Below are 18486 nucleotides of genomic sequence, written 5' to 3' on the forward strand. Positions count from 1 at the left end.
ATGCAAACTAACAAACGGCGGCATGTTGAACGGTTAAACATTCTCGTTGGCGGACCAGTCCGTGACTATCCGGCACAACTGGATACTGGCCAAATTGATGGTCCTTGGATTGGTGTGGATCGAGGCGCGATTCGCTTGTTAGCACGGGGAATTACCCCTGAAATTGCGTTGGGGGATTTTGATTCCTCGAAAGCAGCTGAATTTATTGAAGTCAAAAGAGCAGTTGCTGATGTTCGTCAAGTTGGTTCGATTAAGGATGAGACAGATACCCAATTGGGCGTGACCGTTGCAATGACGGATTACGATGCCGATGAAATTGTCGTGTATGGTGCGACAGGCGGCCGTTTGGATCATTTGTTAGCTAACTTATTTCTACCACTAGAGTCACGTTTTAAGACGGTTGTAGAGCGATTGGTGATGGTAGACAGGCAGAATACGATTCGTTGGTATTTGCCCGGACAACACGCGCTTAAAAAAGAGGCTGATAAACAGTATTTGGCCTTCGTGACTTTTGGTAAGGTGACAGCCTTAACGTTGCCGGATGAACGTTATCATCTAGATCATGCAAACTTTGAGCAACCAATTTCATTTGCCAGTAACGAATTTGTTGGTGACAAGGCATCGTTTTCATTCGTGGATGGTATCATTGCGGTGATTCAAAGCGCTGATCTACCGGATAATCGTGCTGAACGCTATGATTTAAACGAGCATAGCTGATAGAGTAGAAGAGATGTGCTTAGTTGAAACTGTTTATGATCAGAGAAAGATTGAGTCATTAAAAAAGACGTTGTTGCAAACTGCTCACATGAGCTGATTTGCGGCAACGTCTTTTTTTGTGGCAACTATGTTTGTGAGTTTTAGGAGACAAATCGCAGAAGGCAACGAAACATTATTTTGGGGCAAGAAAAAACGCCAATCAATAATGATTGACGTTAACGTATTTAAAAATTAAACACGCGTCACTTTTCCTGATTTTAACGTCCGGGCAGAAACCCAAACACGCTTAGGCTTGCCATCAACTAAGATACGAACCTTTTGCAGGTTAGCTTTCCAGCTGCGACGGCTGCTGTTAAGGGCGTGGGAGCGGGTGTTACCGAAGTGTGTCCGCTTGCCAGTAATAAAATCTTTAGCCATTGCTCATCCCTCCTTATCGGATTTCCAAAGGGAACCTCTTTTTTCTCACCTGAATAACTTACCATAGGAACCAAATGAATGCAATATTAATTTGCCAAGGAAAACTACTTGACACTTGCAAAGGCTGTACCCATGAGGATTGAACGCGTAGAAACAGACATTTGCCTTTTTTACACGATGGTTTTATGATAGCATGATTGAAGATTGCATTGCGTACTTTTACGTAAATTGACTGATTAAGTTGAGGAGGCCTCTTCATGGCTGTGAAAATCAAAACGCAATACGGCACGATCGATATCAATAATGATGTCATTGCGACCGTTGTTGGCGGTGCTGCTACAGATAACTACGGTGTTGTCGGTATGGCATCAAAGAACCAGCTTCGTGATAATGTAAATGAAATTTTGCGCCGGGACAACTATGCCCGCGGTGTTGTGGTTCGTCAAGAAGATAACGGTGTCGCAATTGATGTGTACATTGTTGTTGGATATGGCACTAAGATCTCTGAAGTATCAAAGAACGTTCAACAAAAAGTTCGTTATAACTTAGATAGTATGCTTGGCATCGCCGCTAATTCGGTCAACGTGACCGTTCAGGGTGTGCGCGTTTTGGCAGACTAAGAAACTTCTTGTCGCGAAGTGGGGGAAATAGAATTGGAAGCAACATTAACAACCATTACCAACCTTGAATTCGGCAAGATGGTCCAAGCGGCCGCCAAACGGTTAACTAGCCAGGCAGAATTCATTAACTCTTTAAACGTTTTTCCGGTTCCTGATGGTGATACCGGTACGAATATCTCACTGGCTTTTGCGAGTGGGGCAAAGTATGAACGTGAAGTAACATCAACGTCGGTCAGCGATTTGGCCGGCGCGTTAGCTAAAGGATTATTAATGGGTGCCCGTGGTAACTCGGGGGTTATTACCTCACAGATTTTCCGGGGCTTTGCCAAGAGCGTTGAAGGTAAGGAAACGTTAAGCGCCAAAGACTTTGCTGAAGCGTTGGCCGCCAGTGCGCAAACAGCCTATAAAGCTGTGATGAAGCCTACTGAAGGGACTATCTTGACGGTTATCCGTGAAGCTGCTAAAGCAGGTCGTGATCAAGCGGCAACTACTGACGACGTCGCAGAAGTGATGGATGCTGTTTATGAAGCATCTAAAAAGGCTTTGGCTTCTACACCAGATTTGTTGCCTGTTTTAAAGCAGGTTGGTGTCGTTGATTCTGGTGGTCAAGGATTGGTTTTCATTTTCCAAGCGTTTGATGAAGTCTTAACTGGTAAGATTGCCGACGAAGATGCCGGTGAACCAGATGACGCACAAATGGACGAAATGATTAATGCAGAACATCACAGAAGTGTCCAAGGCGAGTTAGACCCAAGTGACATTAAGTATGGTTACTGTACAGAAATCATGGTCCGCATCGGCGGTGGACAACAAGTTGACCGTAAGTTTGACTACGATGAATTCTATCAATATTTAGCTGGCTTAGGTGATTCTTTGTTGGTTATCAATGATGATGAAATCGTCAAAGTCCATGTTCATACAGAACATCCTGGGGATGTGATGACCTGGGGACAACACTTTGGTGATTTGATCAAAGTGAAAGTCGACAACATGCGTCACCAGCAAGAAGAAATCATGGAAAAAGATGATCAACCTGCTGCTGTACCAACACCTGTTGCTGAACCAATTGCTGCACCAGACACAGCTGTGATTTCAATCTCAGCTGGTGATGGCGTCGCTGACTTATTTAAGAGTCTTGGTGTAACCCACGTAATTAATGGTGGACAGACGATGAATCCTAGTACGGAAGACATCGCTAACGCTATTAAAGAGAGTGGCGCAAAGAAAGCCATTGTTTTACCAAATAACGGTAATATCTTTATGGCTGCCGACCAAGCTGCTGAGGTCGCTGGTGTACCAACAGTGATTGTTCATAGCCGGTCAATTTCACAAGGGATGACTGCTTTGCTAGCTTATAATCCTGATTTTGAGTTGGCTGAAAACCAGCAGGCAATGGAAGATAACTTGGGTACTGTCAAAAGTGGTCAAGTGACGCATGCAATCCGTGATACGACGCTTGATGGCATCGATATCAAAAACGGTGAATACATGGGGATCGTTGATGGCGACATCAAGGTCACTGATCCTGAATTATTGGGTGCTGCTACCAAGATGGTGCAAAGCATGCTCGATGATGACAGTGAAATTGTGACTGTTATTTTTGGCGCAGACGCCACCAAGGAAGATGCCGACGCATTGGAAAATACCATCATGGAAATTGACGACGAGTTAGAAGTTGAGATTCATGAAGGTGACCAGCCGGTTTATCCATTTATCGTTTCAGTAGAATAATCAGAAGACAGCAAGGGGTCTATGGACATAATTCGTTATGTTCATAGACTCTTTTTGATTTGCGATTTTAAATAGCGAAGATACGGTTCAAACGGCAGCTTTTTGTACAGCCGATAAATACTGGGCAGGTCGAAGCAAAATTGGGCAGTCTTTTTTAGTCTTGCGTACAGGCACTTGACTGTTGAGTCGTTCTCAACGCGTGGTCATTTTACGTGGTCTTTGCTAAACTGGGTGGTAATGAATTTATTTATGTAAGGGTGGTGAAAACATGACCGTTCCAATGAAATCAGTGGAAGATCCTGTGACCGCGTTAGAGGGTGTCGGGCCACAGCGCGCAGATGCGCTCAAATCTTTAGGCATCGTGTCCATTAGTGACCTGTTGACGTATTTTCCGTTTCGTTATGAAGATTTAGCGGAGCGTGAGTTGGCCACTGTGACAGAAGGTGAAAAAGTTACCTTGAAAGGCACGGTTGCAACAGAGCCGACGGTGGTCCGGTTTGGACGTAAGAAGAGTCGGCTGAACTTCCGTTTGTTGATTGGACATGACGTTGTTGGCGTGACTTTTTTTAACCAGCCTTGGTTAAGCAGCCAGTTAACGTCTGGGCAAGACATTGCGGTTTATGGCAAATGGGATGCAGTCCACAAAAGTTTATCTGGTATGAAGGTAATTAGTAGTGCCAACGGAGCTGCCTCAGGCGCGATTTACACGGTGAATAAACGGGTGCGGCAAACAGCCATTGCCCAACTTGTGCACCAAGCATATGACGCTTATCAGGATGTTATATACACAGTCTTACCGGAACCACTCATTAAAAAGTATCGATTGTTAGATCGTAAGACAATGATTCATGATCTGCATTTTCCAAATGATCCGGAAGCTGCAAAATTGGCGCGGCGCACGGCGACCTTTGAGGAGTTCTTTTTATTTGAGCTGCGGATGCAGATGATGAAGGTTAAAGACCATCAGGCCGCTGGCATTGAAATCGATTATGATAATGAAAAAATTAAAGCGTTCATCAAATCACTACCGTTTGAGTTAACACATGCCCAAAAGAAAGTTGTTAATGAAATTTGTGGCGATTTAAAACGTCCCCTGCACATGAATCGTTTACTGCAAGGAGACGTTGGCTCTGGTAAAACCATCGTCGCAGCAATTGTGTTGTACGCAGCGATCACCGCTGGTTATCAAACTGCATTGATGGCGCCAACCGAAATTTTGGCAGAACAGCATGCTAAGAACCTTGCGACTGTCTTTGCCGATGTGCCAGTCAACATCGTGTTACTAACCGGTGCCATGAAAGCTAAGGCACGCCGCGAAGCACTGAAACACATTGAAAATGGTGATGTCGATTTAATCATCGGCACGCATGCCTTGATTTCAGAGGACGTTCATTATCGTAAATTGGGCTTTGCTATCATTGACGAACAGCACCGCTTTGGGGTTGGTCAAAGACAGGCTTTAAGAGAAAAAGGGCAACATCCTGATATCTTAGCGATGACCGCGACCCCAATTCCCCGAACACTACAAATCACCGCCTATGGTGAAATGGATGTGTCAATTATTGATGAACTACCAGCTGGGCGAAAGCCAATTACAACACGCTGGGTGCATAGTAATCAGACCGAGGCTGCGATGGACTTTATTCGCCAACAGCTAAGTCATCATCAGCAAGCATATGTGGTAACGCCTCTGATTGAGGAGTCAGAAGCGTTAGATGTTAAAAATGCGGAAGCTATCTATGATCATTTAAGCGAAAACTTTGCACCAGATTATAAGGTGGGTCTGTTGCATGGTCGTTTGAAAAATGAAGAAAAAGACGCTGTGATGACTGCCTTTAAAGCTGGCGACTATGATGTGCTGGTATCGACCACGGTTATTGAAGTAGGGGTTGATGTCCCGAATGCAACTGTCATGTTGATTTTTGATGCAGATCGTTTCGGATTAGCACAGCTGCATCAGCTTCGGGGGCGTGTTGGCCGGGGGGAAGTTGCCTCGACGTGTATTTTGATTGCTGACCCCAAAACGCAAGACGGAATTGCACGAATGGAAGTCATGACCGACACAACAGACGGTTTTCTTTTGGCTCAAAAAGATTTAGAATTACGTGGTTCCGGAGATTTATTAGGGACTAAGCAATCCGGGGTACCAGAGTTTAAAGTTGGTGATCCGGTGGCACAGTTGAATATCCTGCAAGTGGCGCAGCAAGAGGCCATTGCTCTCGTAGATCAACCAAGCTGGCAAACGCAGCCGGCCAATCGTGAACTGGCTGGGTACGAACAACATTTATTAAAACAACACTCAACGTTAGATTAAGGAAGGTCACACCGTGAAAATTGCTGTAGATGCGATGGGCGGCGACAATGCCCCTGAAGAAATTGTTAAAGGAATCGAATTAGCACGGGATGCATATCCAGATATGGAATTTCAATTGTACGGACCAAAGGAACGCATCCAAGCACTAGTTACAAATGAGGAACGAATTGAAATCGTTCATGCGGCTTCAGTCATTGCGATGGAAGATGAACCGGTTCGGGCCGTGCGGTCAAAAAAGGACTCATCGATTGTACTAGCAGCGACGGCTGTCAAAGAAGGTCGCGCGGATGCCTTTTTCTCAGCTGGTAACACAGGGGCTGTCCTAGCAGCGGGTTTATTTATTATTGGTCGAATCAAAGGAATCGATCGTCCGGGACTGACCACCACGTTACCTGTTGTTACTGGGGATGCGACTGGCAGTTTCACAATGCTGGACGTTGGTGCCAATGCGGATTATAAATTGACTAACCTGGAGCAATTTGCGGTGCTCGGTAACTTTTATGGGCAAACCGTCATGGGTATCGAAAAGCCTAAAGTTGGTTTACTGAATAACGGGACCGAAGCCGATAAAGGTGACAAGGTTCACCGGGCTGCGTTTGAACAACTGAGTTCAATGGAAAATATTAATTTTATCGGTAACGTCGAATCACGTGAACTGTTAAATGGTGCAGCAGACGTGGTTGTAACTGACGGTTTTACTGGTAATGCAACGTTGAAAGCCATTGAAGGAACTGCTTTATCGATGCTATCTTTGATTCGTTCAAAAATCATGGCGTCAACGAAGGCGAAGATGGGTTATGTTTTGAGTCGCAATGCCTTTCATGAAGTTGGTCAAGTGATGGATTACTCGAAACATGGTGGTGCTGTGTTATTAGGATTAAAGGGCGCCGTTGTGAAAACACATGGGTCTGCAAAGGCTGAAACCGTTCGTAACACGATGGGGCAAATTCATCAGATTGTTGCTAGTGGCTTAATTGCGAAAACAGTGGCTTATTTCGAAGATGCCAAAGCGACGACAACTGACGCTGAAAAGTAGCGGTAGCACTAGACAAGTAACCGTGAAAACGATAGACTAAAAAACTGTAAAACACTTTCCAGAAACTAGGGTAGACATGACTAAACAAGAAATTTTTGACAAAATTGGTTCGATTATTGAAGACCGGTTTGAAGTTGAACATGATAAGGTCACCAATGATCTTAACTTTCGGACAGATCTGGACGCTGACTCCATTGATTTCGTTGAATTCATTATGGAATTAGAAGATACGTTTGGTGCCGAAATTTCCGACGATGATGCGGAGAAGTTAAACACCATCGGCCAAGTGGTCGATTATGTGTATGACCATCAGGAAACAGCTGAATAGGTTAACGCCACGCGAGTCAAAGGTCGGGAAGTATCATTTTCTAACGTCGCTGGTCGAGGTACTGAACCTAGTGCACTTGGCAGCTGTTAGGACGTGAGCCGGCTTTTGGCTCGTTTTTAGACAAGTTACCCCCACGATACAGAGCCAAAGACAGAGGAGAAAAAGCGTGATACCAGGAATACAAAAGGAATTAGCAGATCGGTTTGACATTCATTTTAGTAACCCAGCTTTATTGGATGAAGCCTTCACCCAGGCCAGCTATGTGAATGAACATCCACGTGAAGACTTGAAGTTTTATGAACGTATTGAATTTTTAGGGGATGCCGTTTTACAACTGACGGTTTCTGAATATATTTACAAACGTTATCCAGAAATGCCACAAGGTAAGTTGACACGGCTTCGTGCTGCGATGGTGCAGGAAGCCAGCTTTGCAAAATTTGCACTGGAATGTCACTTTGACCAGTACATTCGTCTTGGTAAAGGCGAAGAAAAAGAGGGTGCACGGCACCGGGCGTCATTACTTTGTGATATTTTTGAATCTTTTGTTGGCGCATTATATCTGGATAAAGGCAAAGACGCGGTTGTTGCCTTTATTACCACAGTGATTTTTCCCAAGCTGGATGCCGGTTGGTTTGACCACGCCATAGATTACAAGACGGCGTTACAAGAATGGTTACAACGCGATGGTGATGTACTGATTGATTATGAGTTAGCTCATGAGGATGGTCCTGAAAACGACCGCAGCTTTACCATGACGGTTGCAGCTGATGGCACCATTGTTGGTCAAGGGACCGGGAAATCTAAAAAAAGTGCGGAACAAGCGGCCGCATTAAAAGCGTTGAACGAACTGCGGGGACAGCAAGAAACCTTGATTACCCATGGTAAGGATTAACGTAAATTAACGGATGGCGATTGAATGAAACTAAAGACTTTGGAAATCAGCGGCTTTAAATCGTTTGCTGACAAAACAAAAATTGAGTTTATGTCTGGGTTGACTGGTATCGTTGGTCCTAACGGGAGTGGTAAGAGTAACATTATCGAAGCCATTCGCTGGGTTTTAGGCGAACAATCTGCCAAGGACCTGCGTGGTACCAAAATGACTGATGTGATTTTCGCTGGTTCAGCAAATCGCAAGCCACTCAACCGGGCAGAAGTCTCCATTACATTTGACAATGCGGATCACTACCTCAAAAGCGATTTTTCTGAGGTAAAGGTGACCCGCCGTTTGTTTAGAAACGGTGAATCTGGCTATTTGGTGAACGGTCAAGATTGTCGCCTGCGAGATATTTTAGAGCTGTTTATGGATACCGGACTTGGGCGTGAGTCATTTTCCATCATTAGTCAAGGTCGTGTTGAAGCAATTTTCAACAGCAAACCGGAAGACCGGCGCAGCATTATTGAAGAGGTTGCCGGTGTTTATAAATATAAGCAGAATAAAGATAAGGCTCAAAAAGAACTCGGTAATACGCGTGAATATCTGAATCGGGTCAACGACATCATCGCCGAGCTTGAAGGCCAGATGGAACCATTAGCGGAACAAAGCGCGTTAGCAAAGGATTATGTTGATCAAAAGGAACGCTATGATCAATTGGAGCAGGCGCGATTGGTTATTGAAATTACTGATAATCAAGCGGCTAAGCAAGTAACTGACAAGAAAATTGCAGATTCAAAGGCGCTTGTGACACGCTATGAAACAGATGTCGCAGAGCAAACGCAACATGTGACACAACTTAAAGCGCGACGTGAAGCGTTGACGGTGCAAAAGGATGATTTACAGGCACAATTGCTGAAGTTGACCGAGGAAACAACGGCGCTATCTGGAAAGCAAGAAACAGACGCGACCCGTTCTGCCTTTCAAAAGCAGCAGCAGACTGAATTAACAGCTCGTTTAGAGACTGTTAACCAGACACTTGAAAGTAGCCAGGCGGCGCTGGCGGCAGCGCTGGCGGCGCAAAGTAAGCAGCAACAGGCTGTTGATGATGCGACAGCGGTGGTTGCTGGTTTAACTAGTGGCAACAGTAAAGCGCAACAACAACGATTAAATCAGCAGCTACAGCAGTTACAAGATGACTATGTTGATCAAATGCAGGCATTAACAACCTTGCATAATGAGCAACATTTTTTGGCGCAAACACATGAACGAGATGATCAACAGCAAGCGCGCGTGGGTGGACAACTGACAAAGCTACTAGCAGATGTTGAAACAGTGACCCAAAAACGGGACGCCGCGCAGGCTGTTCTAGATGAACAGCTGGCTAAGCAGCAGACTTGCCACGCGCAATTTGAGGCTGCCGGAGATGATTATCATAAACTCACCGCAGCCTTTGAAACTGCCCAAAAGAACTGGTATAACGCACTAACGGTTATGCAGCGCGCAAAAGCTCGAGCAGATAGTTTAGCTGCAACCAATGATGAACATGCGAGTTTTTACCAAGGCGTACGGGCCATTTTAAAGGTGCGCAGCCAATTCCCTGGTGTAGTGGGTCCAGTTGCCGACTTAGTAACGGTGCCAGCCGATTTGACTAAGGCAATCGAAACAGCTTTAGGTGCCCAACTGCAACAATTAGTTGTGACTGATGAAAATACTGCTCGAGACGCTGTTCAGTACCTAACGAAAAATCGCGCCGGACGGGCCACTTTTTTACCTCAAACAACGATTCACGGGCATCGGCTGAGCGATATGCAAATCAAACCATTGCAAGGCCAACCCGGATTTGTGGGTGTTGCAAGCGACTTGGTTAGTTTTAAGCCTGAGCTACAAAGTATCGTTGACCATTTATTAGGTACCACTGTTATCGCGACAACGTTAGACGCCGCACTGCAGTTAGCTAAAATAGGTGGTCACCGTTTTCGAATTGTGACGCAAGATGGTCAAATCATGAACGCCAGTGGGTCAATTACTGGTGGTGCAAATAAACACACAACGGCCGGCGTGTTAAGTCAGCGAGCTGAGTTAACGAAACTAACGCAGGACATTAGCACCATGCAAACGGCCTTGTCGGACCAAGAAAAACAAGTGAGCCATTTACAAGAACAGGTCGATACTGCCGCAGCTTCAGGTGCGAAACTGCGTGATCAAAAGGATCAAATCGATGCAACGGTTCAAAGTGCGCGTGGACAACTCACATTGGTTGTTGAACAACTTACAGTTGCAACGCGGCGAATGCAGGCCATCAAGCTGGAACAACAGCAAGGGGTGCAAGACGACGCGGATTATCAAACACAAATTGAAACGACGGCAAAGCAAGTAATAGAAACTGAGGCTGCCCTAACGCAAATTAAGGAAAAGCGTAGTGCGTTACAAGCGGATTTAAACAGTTTAACGGCTGATATGACGACACAAACTGAACTGCTGCAAACAAAGCAACAATGGCTAGCTGGTGCGAAGGCAAGCCTAAAAGCGCAAGTCAGTGATTGTCAACGATTACAGCAGACGGTCGCCAAAACGACGGCTGAAGTGGCTGATCTACGCCACCAGTTAGACACGTTAACCAATGCCAAGAAAGTTGCTAATGAGCAGAATTTGGCCGAACAGTTGGCCAAAGCAACGGCTGCAACCACAGAGGTTCAGCAACAACTGTCACAGACAACTAAAGAGTTGACAGGTTTAGCACAAATGTTGGCTGATGGTGAAGCTGCGTTAACACGTGCACAAGAATTACAACGAGTTGCGTTAAGTGATATGAATGCATTAAGTGCAACACAGTCACGGTTAGCAACGTTGCTGGACAATGATTTAAACGTGTTAGCAGAGGCGCACCACTTGACGTTGGCAGCCGCGAAGGCGCAGTTGGACGATGCTTTACCAATTGCTGAAATTAAGCGTCAGTTGAAGTTACTGAAACGTGGTTTAGACGAAATTGGTGATGTTAACGTCGGCGCGATTGAAGAATATCAACGCGTTTCTGAACGTTATGACTTCTTGGCGCGTCAGCAAAGTGATTTGTTGACCAGTCAGGAACAACTGCAAGAAACGATGTCTGAAATGGATACTGAGGTAGAGACCCGCTTCAAGACAGCATTTGACGAAGTTGCCGACGCCTTCAGCGAAATCTTCGGGCAAATGTTTGGTGGTGGGAAAGCGCAACTTGTGTTGACGGACCCGGTACATTTATTGACGACTGGAATTGACATTATGGCACAACCGCCTGGTAAGAAATTTCAGCGGATGAGTTTATTATCCGGTGGAGAACGGGCGCTGACTGCAATCACCTTGTTATTTGCAATTTTAGCTGTGCGACCAGTGCCATTTGCGATTCTTGATGAAACTGAAGCTGCTTTGGACGAAGCGAACGTCGCGCGGTTTGCACGTTATTTACGTGATTTTGGTGGCGGCACACAGTTTATCGTCATCACCCACCGTAAGGGTACGATGGTTAATGCGAATGTCCTCTATGGTGTGACCATGCAGGAATCTGGTGTTTCAAAGATGGTCGCAGTATCGTTAGATGACGTGGAAGCAGTGTCATAGAGAACGGAGCTTAGTAAAGGAGAACCCATGGGTTTATTTGATATTTTTCGCCGACGTAATGCAGAAGAAACTGCATCGGCGGACAGTGAAACAACAGGTAATGTAGAAGCGGCATCCACTTCCGCACTAGAATCTGCAACGAGTGTGGTTAGTGATAGTGGCACTGAAAGCGACGTTATTGCTGAAAGTAACAGCGCATCCACGAGTACGAGCTTGCTGAGTGAATCAGCAGCAAGTGAAATGACAGCGCGCCAATCTGTTGCTGCGTCTTTGTCGGTCGCTGCGAGCGCTGCTGACAGTCAGCAAGCTGCATCAACTGAGCAACAAAACGCTGATTCCTTGAGTGTCGCTGCTGAAGATGCATTGCGTCAGTCAACGAGTGCCTCAATTTCAACATCAGCTAGCGAGGCAACTCGGCTAAGCACAGCGAGTCTGTCAGAATCTACGTCGACATCTATTTCTGAATCTGAAAGTGACGTAGAGGATACTGCTAGTAGTGAAGTCCCAGCAACTGATGCCGAACTGTATGACAAAGGTTTAGAAAAATCACGGAAAACATTTGGCGATCGGTTAAATGAATTTCTAGCAAATTTCCGTAGTGTTGATGAAGACTTCTTCGATGATCTTGAAGAAACCTTGATTGGTGCAGATGTTGGCTTTAATACAGCAGTCTCAATCACAGATGAACTACGTGATGAAGTCCGCTTGCAAAATGCCAAGAAGCGTCAAGATGTTGAGAACGTCATCGTCGAAAAATTGGTCAATCGTTATGATCAAGAAGGCGATGGGGAAAACAACTCAGTTAACATGGCAAAAAGCGGTCCAACGGTGATTTTCTTTGTTGGTGTTAATGGCGTTGGTAAAACGACGACGGTTGGTAAGCTTGCAAATATGTATAAACAGCAAGGGAAAAAGGTCTTATTAGCCGCTGCGGATACGTTCCGTGCTGGTGCCATTGAACAACTGCAGGTGTGGGGAAAACGCGATGATGTGCCAGTTGTCGCCCTTCCAGAAAAAAGTGATCCGGCAGCGGTTGTGTATGATGCCGTGCAACGTGCTAAAAATGAAAATTTTGACATTTTAATGGTTGATACCGCCGGCCGGTTGCAGAATAAAGTCAATTTGATGAACGAATTGGCCAAAATGAAACGGGTGCTGAGCCGTGAAATTCCTGATGCCCCACATGAAGTTTTATTAGTCCTTGATGCGACCACTGGACAAAATGCGCTGAACCAAGCGAAAACGTTTGGGGAAGCCACAGCGGTGACAGGTATCGTTTTGACGAAGCTAGATGGCACTGCCAAAGGTGGGATTGTGCTCGCTATTCGCAATGAAATGCACTTGCCAGTTAAGTTTGTTGGCTTGGGTGAACAGGTCAATGATTTGCGGCCATTTGATCCAAATGAATTCGTGTATGGGTTGTTCAAAGGGCTGATTAAAGAATAGCGAGTATTACAGTGAAATTAAAAATATTAGGTATTTCTCATTTACCTGTAATCTATAATTGTGTATATTAATGGCATCTAAAAAATGTACACAATTTGAACAGGAGAGTAATTCACTTGTAAAGGCACAGCGAGCCCTTGAATTGATGGAAAAGGGCACTTACAAGTGGATGAAGATGGCCTGCATATTGGCATCATTGAGCATTTTGTAAAATGATGATGGTTGGCATCCTTTATCGTGCACACCAACACAGTAAGTTGGTTAGTGAGCATCAAAATGTGAGTTTTGATGAAATAAGAATGGTAACGTGCGGTAGCGCTTCTTAGGTCCTTTGCGGATTTAGGCGGCGCTTTTTTTATTGGAGAGGATGGCATCATTATGGAAAAGAAACATTTATTGAGAACACTGGGAATTGCTTTTGGACTGACGTTAGTATTAGCGGGGGTAAGCGTGCACGCGTCTGCCAAAACAGTTCGTGTCGGTGTCGTTGGTGATCAAGATGCGTCAATTTGGCGAGCTGTTGGTAAGGAAACGGCTAAAAAAGATGGTATTCAACTTAAAATCGTCAATTTCACCGACTATAACCAACCCAATAATGCGCTGACCGATCACAGTATCGATATCAATGCGTTTCAAAGTTATAACTTCCAGAGTCAGTGGAACAAGTCACATAAAACGGATATCGTTGGCATTGGCAACACCTATTTCCAGCCGTTAGCGTTATATTCACAGTCGGCTAAAAAATTATCAGATTTGAAACATGGTGCAAAGGTAATCATTCCCAATGACGCAGCTAATGAGGAACGGGGATTACTGCTGTTACAGCGAGCAGGACTAATCAAACTAAAGCATACAAATCTACCAACGCCGAGTGACATAACGCATAACAAGTTGGATTTGAAAGTGACGACCGTTGATGCTGCACAAACTGCCCGTTCACTGACGAGTGTTGATGCTGCGGTCGTTAACGGAAATTATGCTTCTGCTGCAAACCTTAAACTTAAAAATGCACTTTATCGTGAACAGTTAAAGACAGGCGGTCAGTATATCAACGTGGTGTCATCCTTGAAAAAAGATCGGCATAACAAAACGTACCTGAAAGTTGTTAAAGCTTATCAAACAGAAGCAACGAAGAAGAACATCGATAAGTACTATAAAGGAAACACATTACCGGCATGGAAATAACGCAGGAAGAGAGTGGGGCAAAAGTCGGGAAATCGTGAGCAAGACCTAGAACAACCTAACGGATTGGTCTTCAATCCGTTAGGTTGTTCGTCCTCTGCACAGCGACTTGACTGTTGTCCCACGTTTTCGCTATTTAGGCTTGTAATTCAAAAATCGAGTTTGGGACGTATGATACTCATGTCCCAAACTCGATTTTTGAATTATGACCTTAACCGCCGAAAACGATTGGGTTACCGCCAAATAAATTGAGTGCATATAAGAAAAGTAATAATGCATTGATGATTAGGGACCAGACAATCACCGTGTATCGAATGGTCGAATAGCGATAGCCTTTTAAATCATAATCGTGTTTTTCACGACGAGGGCCCTGGTACCCAATCATAAAAATGAGTTGCGCAACGATAAATACAACTTGGAGAATTGCGCCGACAATACGTAGCGCGGGTACCGTCATTTGCAACCAATAGGAACCTGCAGCTAGTGCATCCACTAATAAACTTAATAAAACCATGTGTAACCTCCGCTAAAAGAACTTTGATGCTTGCAGTATAGCAGATTTTCGAAGATTACGGCGACGTTGGTTGCTTGGTTTTTGATTGCTCGGTTTGTTCTAAGACATGTTCGCCACGTCCTTGCATCTGTGTAAAGCGCGGGACCTCGTCAAGGTGGCGATGGCGAATGTGCCATGTTTTCGTCGTTGATTGGGTTCTGCGCCGACTGTATAGCCAAAGTGTGATTCCCAGTACCGTTAGGAAAAAGAGACTCATGATGGCTGCATACACCCCAGTTGATAGATGGCTACTTGCTGTGGGTAGAAAGGTAGAGGTGAACACAACCATTGAGCTGCCTAAGCCAAGTAATCCGAGTAATAAGTGAACGACTTTGTTGCCTGGAATCCTAAAAGTGGCTGCAGCCATTTTACCTTTGCGAACTAAATTTAGAAAAGCGATGAACATCAAGATGTACATGACTAAATACAGCATGACTGTCAGTGACATGGCCATTGAAAAGGCAGCATTGTTCCCACCAAAGCCAATCGTTAAGATGAACGCAATAATCGAGACAAGACCACCTTGCAAAAAGACGAGGTGCACCGGTACTTGTTGTTTGTTCACTTGGTTGAAACGTGCCGGCAAAATTTCATCCTCGGCGGTTACTAGTAATGAGCGGACAGGGCCAACAATCCAAGAACTGATCTCTCCTAGCATTCCAATTGCCATCAGGAGTCCGATGCCTTTGACAACCGGTGTGAAAGTCCCCACCGTCACACTGTGAACCATTTTGTTAATGGCTTCGATGACGCCTTGATTCAGCGAAAGCGCCTTAGCAGGAACCACTGCCGCGACAGATAGACCGCCAAATGAATCCAATGTAATGGCAAAAAGCACTAGAATCAATAAGATCAACGGATAATTTCGACGCGCGTTTCGCAGATTATTGACATATGCGGCAGACGCTTCAATACCCGTAAAGGCCAGGACAAATGGCACAACGCTGGTGAGCGAAAAGTGGGTTGTTAAGGTTGTTCGATTAGCAGCAAAATTGGTTACAAATTGGACGTGGTGTCCTTCGAGTAAATATGTGACGCTAAGCCCGAGCAGAATTAACGCTGGTAAGACAATACCAAACAGGAATGTCCATTTGACAACCTTATCGGTGCCGTTGATACCGCGTAATTGAATTGCGGTCATTACCCAGTAGATCAGCAGAAATAAAGCAAGCTTGAGCCAGGGATTACTGTTTAGTGCGGGCATATCCACCGCAAAGGCTAAGACCCCGATAATGAAATAAATCATCGTTATAAAATTGACCGTGATCTGTAGCCATTGAAAAAAGACTGCGATAAACCCGGAGCGTTGCCCTAGTGATCCTTTCACCCAGGTGTAAATTCCGCCGTCGCCCCAGCCTGGCATGGTTGCCATCTGCGCAGAGACAAGTGCGACCGGTAAGAACCACAATAACCCTGCAAGAATCAAAAAGCCGGTGGCTAACAATCCTGATTGGGCAAAGGCCGGGTATTCATCCGCTGACATAAGCATAGCTGCGGTTAGTGTAAAGAAACCAAACGCTGATAATTTAGTCGTTGTTTTCATAGGGATGTCCTCATTATTTTTCATTGCCATCTATAAGCTACCATTAATGCCTAACCATCGACAATTAACCTGCTTATCGCGCAGTTTATCGGTGTTCAAGCGAAACTCAAAATGGTAAACTGTTGAGGTGTCAATAACGTAAAGGAGTGGATCAACGTGGAAATTGAAAAAAACGAACGGATCAACTCACTGTTTGAATTTTATGAACCGTTATTGACGGCGAAGCAAAAAGCATACATTGAACAATATTATGGCGATGACTATTCACTTGGTGAAATTGCTGAAAACTTTTCCGTGAGTCGCCAGGCCGTTTATGACAACATCAAGCGGACTGAAAAGATTTTGGAAGGGTATGAAGCCAAATTACATTTATTTGCTGAGTTTGTCGCGCGTAATCAGGTGGCTGATGCAATTTCGACTTATGTGGCCGAGCATCACGAAAATGACCAAGCGCTTATAGAGCTGGTTCACAAATTAGAAATCACAGATGGTGAAATCGATGAGCAAATCGATTAATCGCGTCATTTAACTGGAGGAATCAATCATGGCCTTTGAAGGGCTTACAGAACGTTTACAAAATGCAATGAAGAACTTGCGCGGCAAAGGAAAAGTTTCCGAAGCTGATTTACGCGAAACCATGCGTGAAATCCGCCTAGCTTTACTGGAAGCCGATGTTAATTTTGATGTCGTCAAAACCTTTGTTAAAACTGTTCGTGACCGGGCGATGGGGTCAGCTGTTTTGGATGGGTTAAACCCAGCACAACAAATCGTCAAAATTGTTGATGAAGAATTAACGAAGATGATGGGCTCTGACGCCAGTGCCTTAAACAAGTCCGACAAGATTCCAACAATCATCATGATGGTTGGGTTACAAGGGGCTGGTAAAACAACCACGGCCGGGAAACTTGCCAACAAGTTGAAACAAGAACAAAATGCGCGACCATTGTTCATTGCAGCCGACGTCTACCGGCCGGCCGCCATTGATCAATTACAACAAGTTGCTAGTGAAATTGATGTTCCTGTCTTTGAAATGGGGACGGATGTTGATCCAGTTGAAATCGTTCGGCAAGGGTTAGCGAAGGCTGAAGCTGATAAGAACGATTACATCATCATTGATACCGCTGGGCGTTTGCAAATCGATGAACAGTTGATGGATGAGCTTGCTAATATCAAAGCGTTGGCTAAACCAGATGAAATCTTGCTGGTTGTTGATGCTATGACTGGGCAAAATGCCGTTAACACAGCAACTGGATTCAATGAAAAATTAGACATCACCGGGGTCGTCTTAACCAAGTTAGATGGTGATACCCGTGGTGGGGCCGCCTTGTCAATCCGTGCGGTCACAGGCAAACCAATTAAGTTTGTCGGTGAAGGTGAAAAGATGTCTGCGTTAGATACTTTCCACCCAGACCGGATGGCTTCACGAATCCTGGGCATGGGTGACATGCTGACGCTGATTGAAAAGGCGCAACAGGTGTCCGATGAAAAACAGGCTGCTGATCTTGAACAAAAGATGCGGGAAAATTCATTTGATTTCAACGATTTCTTGGATCAAATGGACCAAATGAACAAAATGGGCGGTATGGAAAGCATCATGAAGATGATTCCTGGATTAGCGAATAATCCCGCTTTGGCAAACGCGCAGATTGATCCAAAGGACTTAGCGCACATGCGCGCCACCGTTTACTCGATGACACCGCAGGAACGTGAAAATCCAGATGTCTTGAACCCGAGCCGTCGTCGCCGAATTGCAGCTGGTGCAGGACGTCCGATTCAAGAAGTTAACCGGATGATCAAACAGTTTGATCAAATGAAAAAGATGATGAAACAAATGTCTAACGGAAACATGGGGGCTTTGGACCAGATGGTTCCCGGTGGCCTAGGTAACATGTTAGGCGGCGGTTCTGGTATGTCTGGTCGGTTGGGCAAAATGGCTATGAATCGGATGGTTCGGCAGACACAAAAGAACAAGAAGAAGCGTATTAAGAAGAATAAGCGGCGCCGTTAATTCGGAGTTGATAGACATAAGTTAGTAATTAAAAGACCATTGATCCAATTCACGTCATGAAATGAATTGGATCAATGGTCTTTTTCGTGTGCGTGATTTTTATGGATAATTGAATTATCA

The 18486-nt window shown here is 45.0% G+C and carries 15 protein-coding genes; 12 read left to right on the forward strand and 3 right to left on the reverse strand.

Features of this window, described 5'->3' with window-relative positions; all coding sequences use genetic code 11:
• Nucleotides 1-717 carry a thiamine diphosphokinase gene (locus tag IV55_RS01755; RefSeq protein ID WP_057808746.1) on the forward strand — a complete coding sequence of 239 codons (717 nt, stop codon included), beginning with the start codon at nt 1-3 and terminating at the stop codon, nt 715-717.
• Between the two features lie 231 nt (nt 718-948).
• Here IV55_RS01755 and rpmB read toward each other — a convergent pair whose 3' ends face one another.
• Nucleotides 949-1134, reverse strand: coding sequence for a 50S ribosomal protein L28 (gene rpmB / locus IV55_RS01760; protein ID WP_057808748.1), 186 nt, complete (start codon nt 1132-1134; stop codon nt 949-951).
• 257 nt (nt 1135-1391) lie between these two features.
• Between rpmB and IV55_RS01765 the strand changes: the two genes are divergently transcribed.
• From IV55_RS01765 to IV55_RS01805, 9 genes are all read left to right on the forward strand, one after another.
• On the forward strand, nt 1392-1754 hold the full coding sequence (locus IV55_RS01765) for an Asp23/Gls24 family envelope stress response protein (protein ID WP_057808750.1): 363 nt from the start codon (nt 1392-1394) through the stop codon (nt 1752-1754).
• Nucleotides 1755-1832: 78 nt separating this feature from the next.
• Complete coding sequence (locus IV55_RS01770; protein WP_057809076.1) at nt 1833-3485, forward strand: DAK2 domain-containing protein; 1653 nt, start codon at nt 1833-1835, stop codon at nt 3483-3485.
• A 280-nt stretch (nt 3486-3765) separates the two neighbouring features.
• Nucleotides 3766-5799 (forward strand): ATP-dependent DNA helicase RecG, encoded by a 2034-nt coding sequence (recG, locus tag IV55_RS01775; protein WP_057809077.1) that lies wholly within the window; start codon nt 3766-3768, stop codon nt 5797-5799.
• Nucleotides 5800-5812: 13 nt separating this feature from the next.
• Nucleotides 5813-6835 carry a phosphate acyltransferase PlsX gene (plsX, locus tag IV55_RS01780; protein WP_057808753.1) on the forward strand — a complete coding sequence of 341 codons (1023 nt, stop codon included), beginning with the start codon at nt 5813-5815 and terminating at the stop codon, nt 6833-6835.
• Between the two features lie 76 nt (nt 6836-6911).
• On the forward strand, nt 6912-7163 hold the full coding sequence (acpP, locus tag IV55_RS01785) for an acyl carrier protein (protein ID WP_057808755.1): 252 nt from the start codon (nt 6912-6914) through the stop codon (nt 7161-7163).
• 166 nt (nt 7164-7329) lie between these two features.
• A complete protein-coding gene (rnc, locus tag IV55_RS01790) occupies nt 7330-8055 on the forward strand; it encodes a ribonuclease III (RefSeq protein WP_057808756.1) in 726 nt (241 codons plus the stop codon).
• Nucleotides 8056-8079: 24 nt separating this feature from the next.
• Nucleotides 8080-11634: a chromosome segregation protein SMC gene (gene smc / locus IV55_RS01795; RefSeq protein ID WP_057808758.1), complete on the forward strand. Its 3555-nt coding sequence runs from the start codon at nt 8080-8082 to the stop codon at nt 11632-11634.
• A gap of 27 nt (nt 11635-11661) precedes the next feature.
• On the forward strand, nt 11662-13080 hold the full coding sequence (ftsY, locus tag IV55_RS01800; RefSeq protein WP_057808760.1) for a signal recognition particle-docking protein FtsY: 1419 nt from the start codon (nt 11662-11664) through the stop codon (nt 13078-13080).
• A gap of 378 nt (nt 13081-13458) precedes the next feature.
• Nucleotides 13459-14265 carry a MetQ/NlpA family ABC transporter substrate-binding protein gene (locus tag IV55_RS01805; protein WP_057808762.1) on the forward strand — a complete coding sequence of 269 codons (807 nt, stop codon included), beginning with the start codon at nt 13459-13461 and terminating at the stop codon, nt 14263-14265.
• Nucleotides 14266-14473: 208 nt separating this feature from the next.
• Here IV55_RS01805 and IV55_RS01810 read toward each other — a convergent pair whose 3' ends face one another.
• Nucleotides 14474-14776: a hypothetical protein gene (locus IV55_RS01810; RefSeq protein WP_057808764.1), complete on the reverse strand. Its 303-nt coding sequence runs from the start codon at nt 14774-14776 to the stop codon at nt 14474-14476.
• 55 nt (nt 14777-14831) lie between these two features.
• Nucleotides 14832-16358 carry an amino acid permease gene (locus IV55_RS01815; RefSeq protein WP_237756161.1) on the reverse strand — a complete coding sequence of 509 codons (1527 nt, stop codon included), beginning with the start codon at nt 16356-16358 and terminating at the stop codon, nt 14832-14834.
• 156 nt (nt 16359-16514) lie between these two features.
• On the opposite strand from IV55_RS01815, the gene IV55_RS01820 reads away from it, so the two are divergent.
• Both IV55_RS01820 and ffh read left to right on the forward strand, forming a co-directional pair.
• Nucleotides 16515-16874 carry a putative DNA-binding protein gene (locus IV55_RS01820; protein WP_057808766.1) on the forward strand — a complete coding sequence of 120 codons (360 nt, stop codon included), beginning with the start codon at nt 16515-16517 and terminating at the stop codon, nt 16872-16874.
• A 28-nt stretch (nt 16875-16902) separates the two neighbouring features.
• Nucleotides 16903-18366: a signal recognition particle protein gene (gene ffh / locus IV55_RS01825; protein ID WP_057808768.1), complete on the forward strand. Its 1464-nt coding sequence runs from the start codon at nt 16903-16905 to the stop codon at nt 18364-18366.
• Nucleotides 18367-18486 lie beyond the last annotated feature (120 nt).

It is taken from the genome of Furfurilactobacillus siliginis (assembly GCF_001437435.1).
GTDB lineage: Bacteria > Bacillota > Bacilli > Lactobacillales > Lactobacillaceae > Furfurilactobacillus > Furfurilactobacillus siliginis.

What these genes read in the sequence shown, in the direction of transcription:
- IV55_RS01755 (WP_057808746.1), top strand. Translation starts at nt 1, where the DNA reads ATGCAAACTAACAAACGGCGGCATGTTGAACGGTTAAACATTCTCGTT.
- rpmB (WP_057808748.1), bottom strand. Translation starts at nt 1,134, where the DNA reads ATGGCTAAAGATTTTATTACTGGCAAGCGGACACACTTCGGTAACACC.
- IV55_RS01765 (WP_057808750.1), top strand. Translation starts at nt 1,392, where the DNA reads ATGGCTGTGAAAATCAAAACGCAATACGGCACGATCGATATCAATAAT.
- IV55_RS01770 (WP_057809076.1), top strand. Translation starts at nt 1,833, where the DNA reads ATGGTCCAAGCGGCCGCCAAACGGTTAACTAGCCAGGCAGAATTCATT.
- recG (WP_057809077.1), top strand. Translation starts at nt 3,766, where the DNA reads ATGAAATCAGTGGAAGATCCTGTGACCGCGTTAGAGGGTGTCGGGCCA.
- acpP (WP_057808755.1), top strand. Translation starts at nt 6,912, where the DNA reads ATGACTAAACAAGAAATTTTTGACAAAATTGGTTCGATTATTGAAGAC.
- smc (WP_057808758.1), top strand. Translation starts at nt 8,080, where the DNA reads ATGAAACTAAAGACTTTGGAAATCAGCGGCTTTAAATCGTTTGCTGAC.
- ftsY (WP_057808760.1), top strand. Translation starts at nt 11,662, where the DNA reads ATGGGTTTATTTGATATTTTTCGCCGACGTAATGCAGAAGAAACTGCA.
- IV55_RS01805 (WP_057808762.1), top strand. Translation starts at nt 13,459, where the DNA reads ATGGAAAAGAAACATTTATTGAGAACACTGGGAATTGCTTTTGGACTG.
- IV55_RS01810 (WP_057808764.1), bottom strand. Translation starts at nt 14,776, where the DNA reads ATGGTTTTATTAAGTTTATTAGTGGATGCACTAGCTGCAGGTTCCTAT.
- IV55_RS01815 (WP_237756161.1), bottom strand. Translation starts at nt 16,358, where the DNA reads ATGAAAACAACGACTAAATTATCAGCGTTTGGTTTCTTTACACTAACC.
- ffh (WP_057808768.1), top strand. Translation starts at nt 16,903, where the DNA reads ATGGCCTTTGAAGGGCTTACAGAACGTTTACAAAATGCAATGAAGAAC.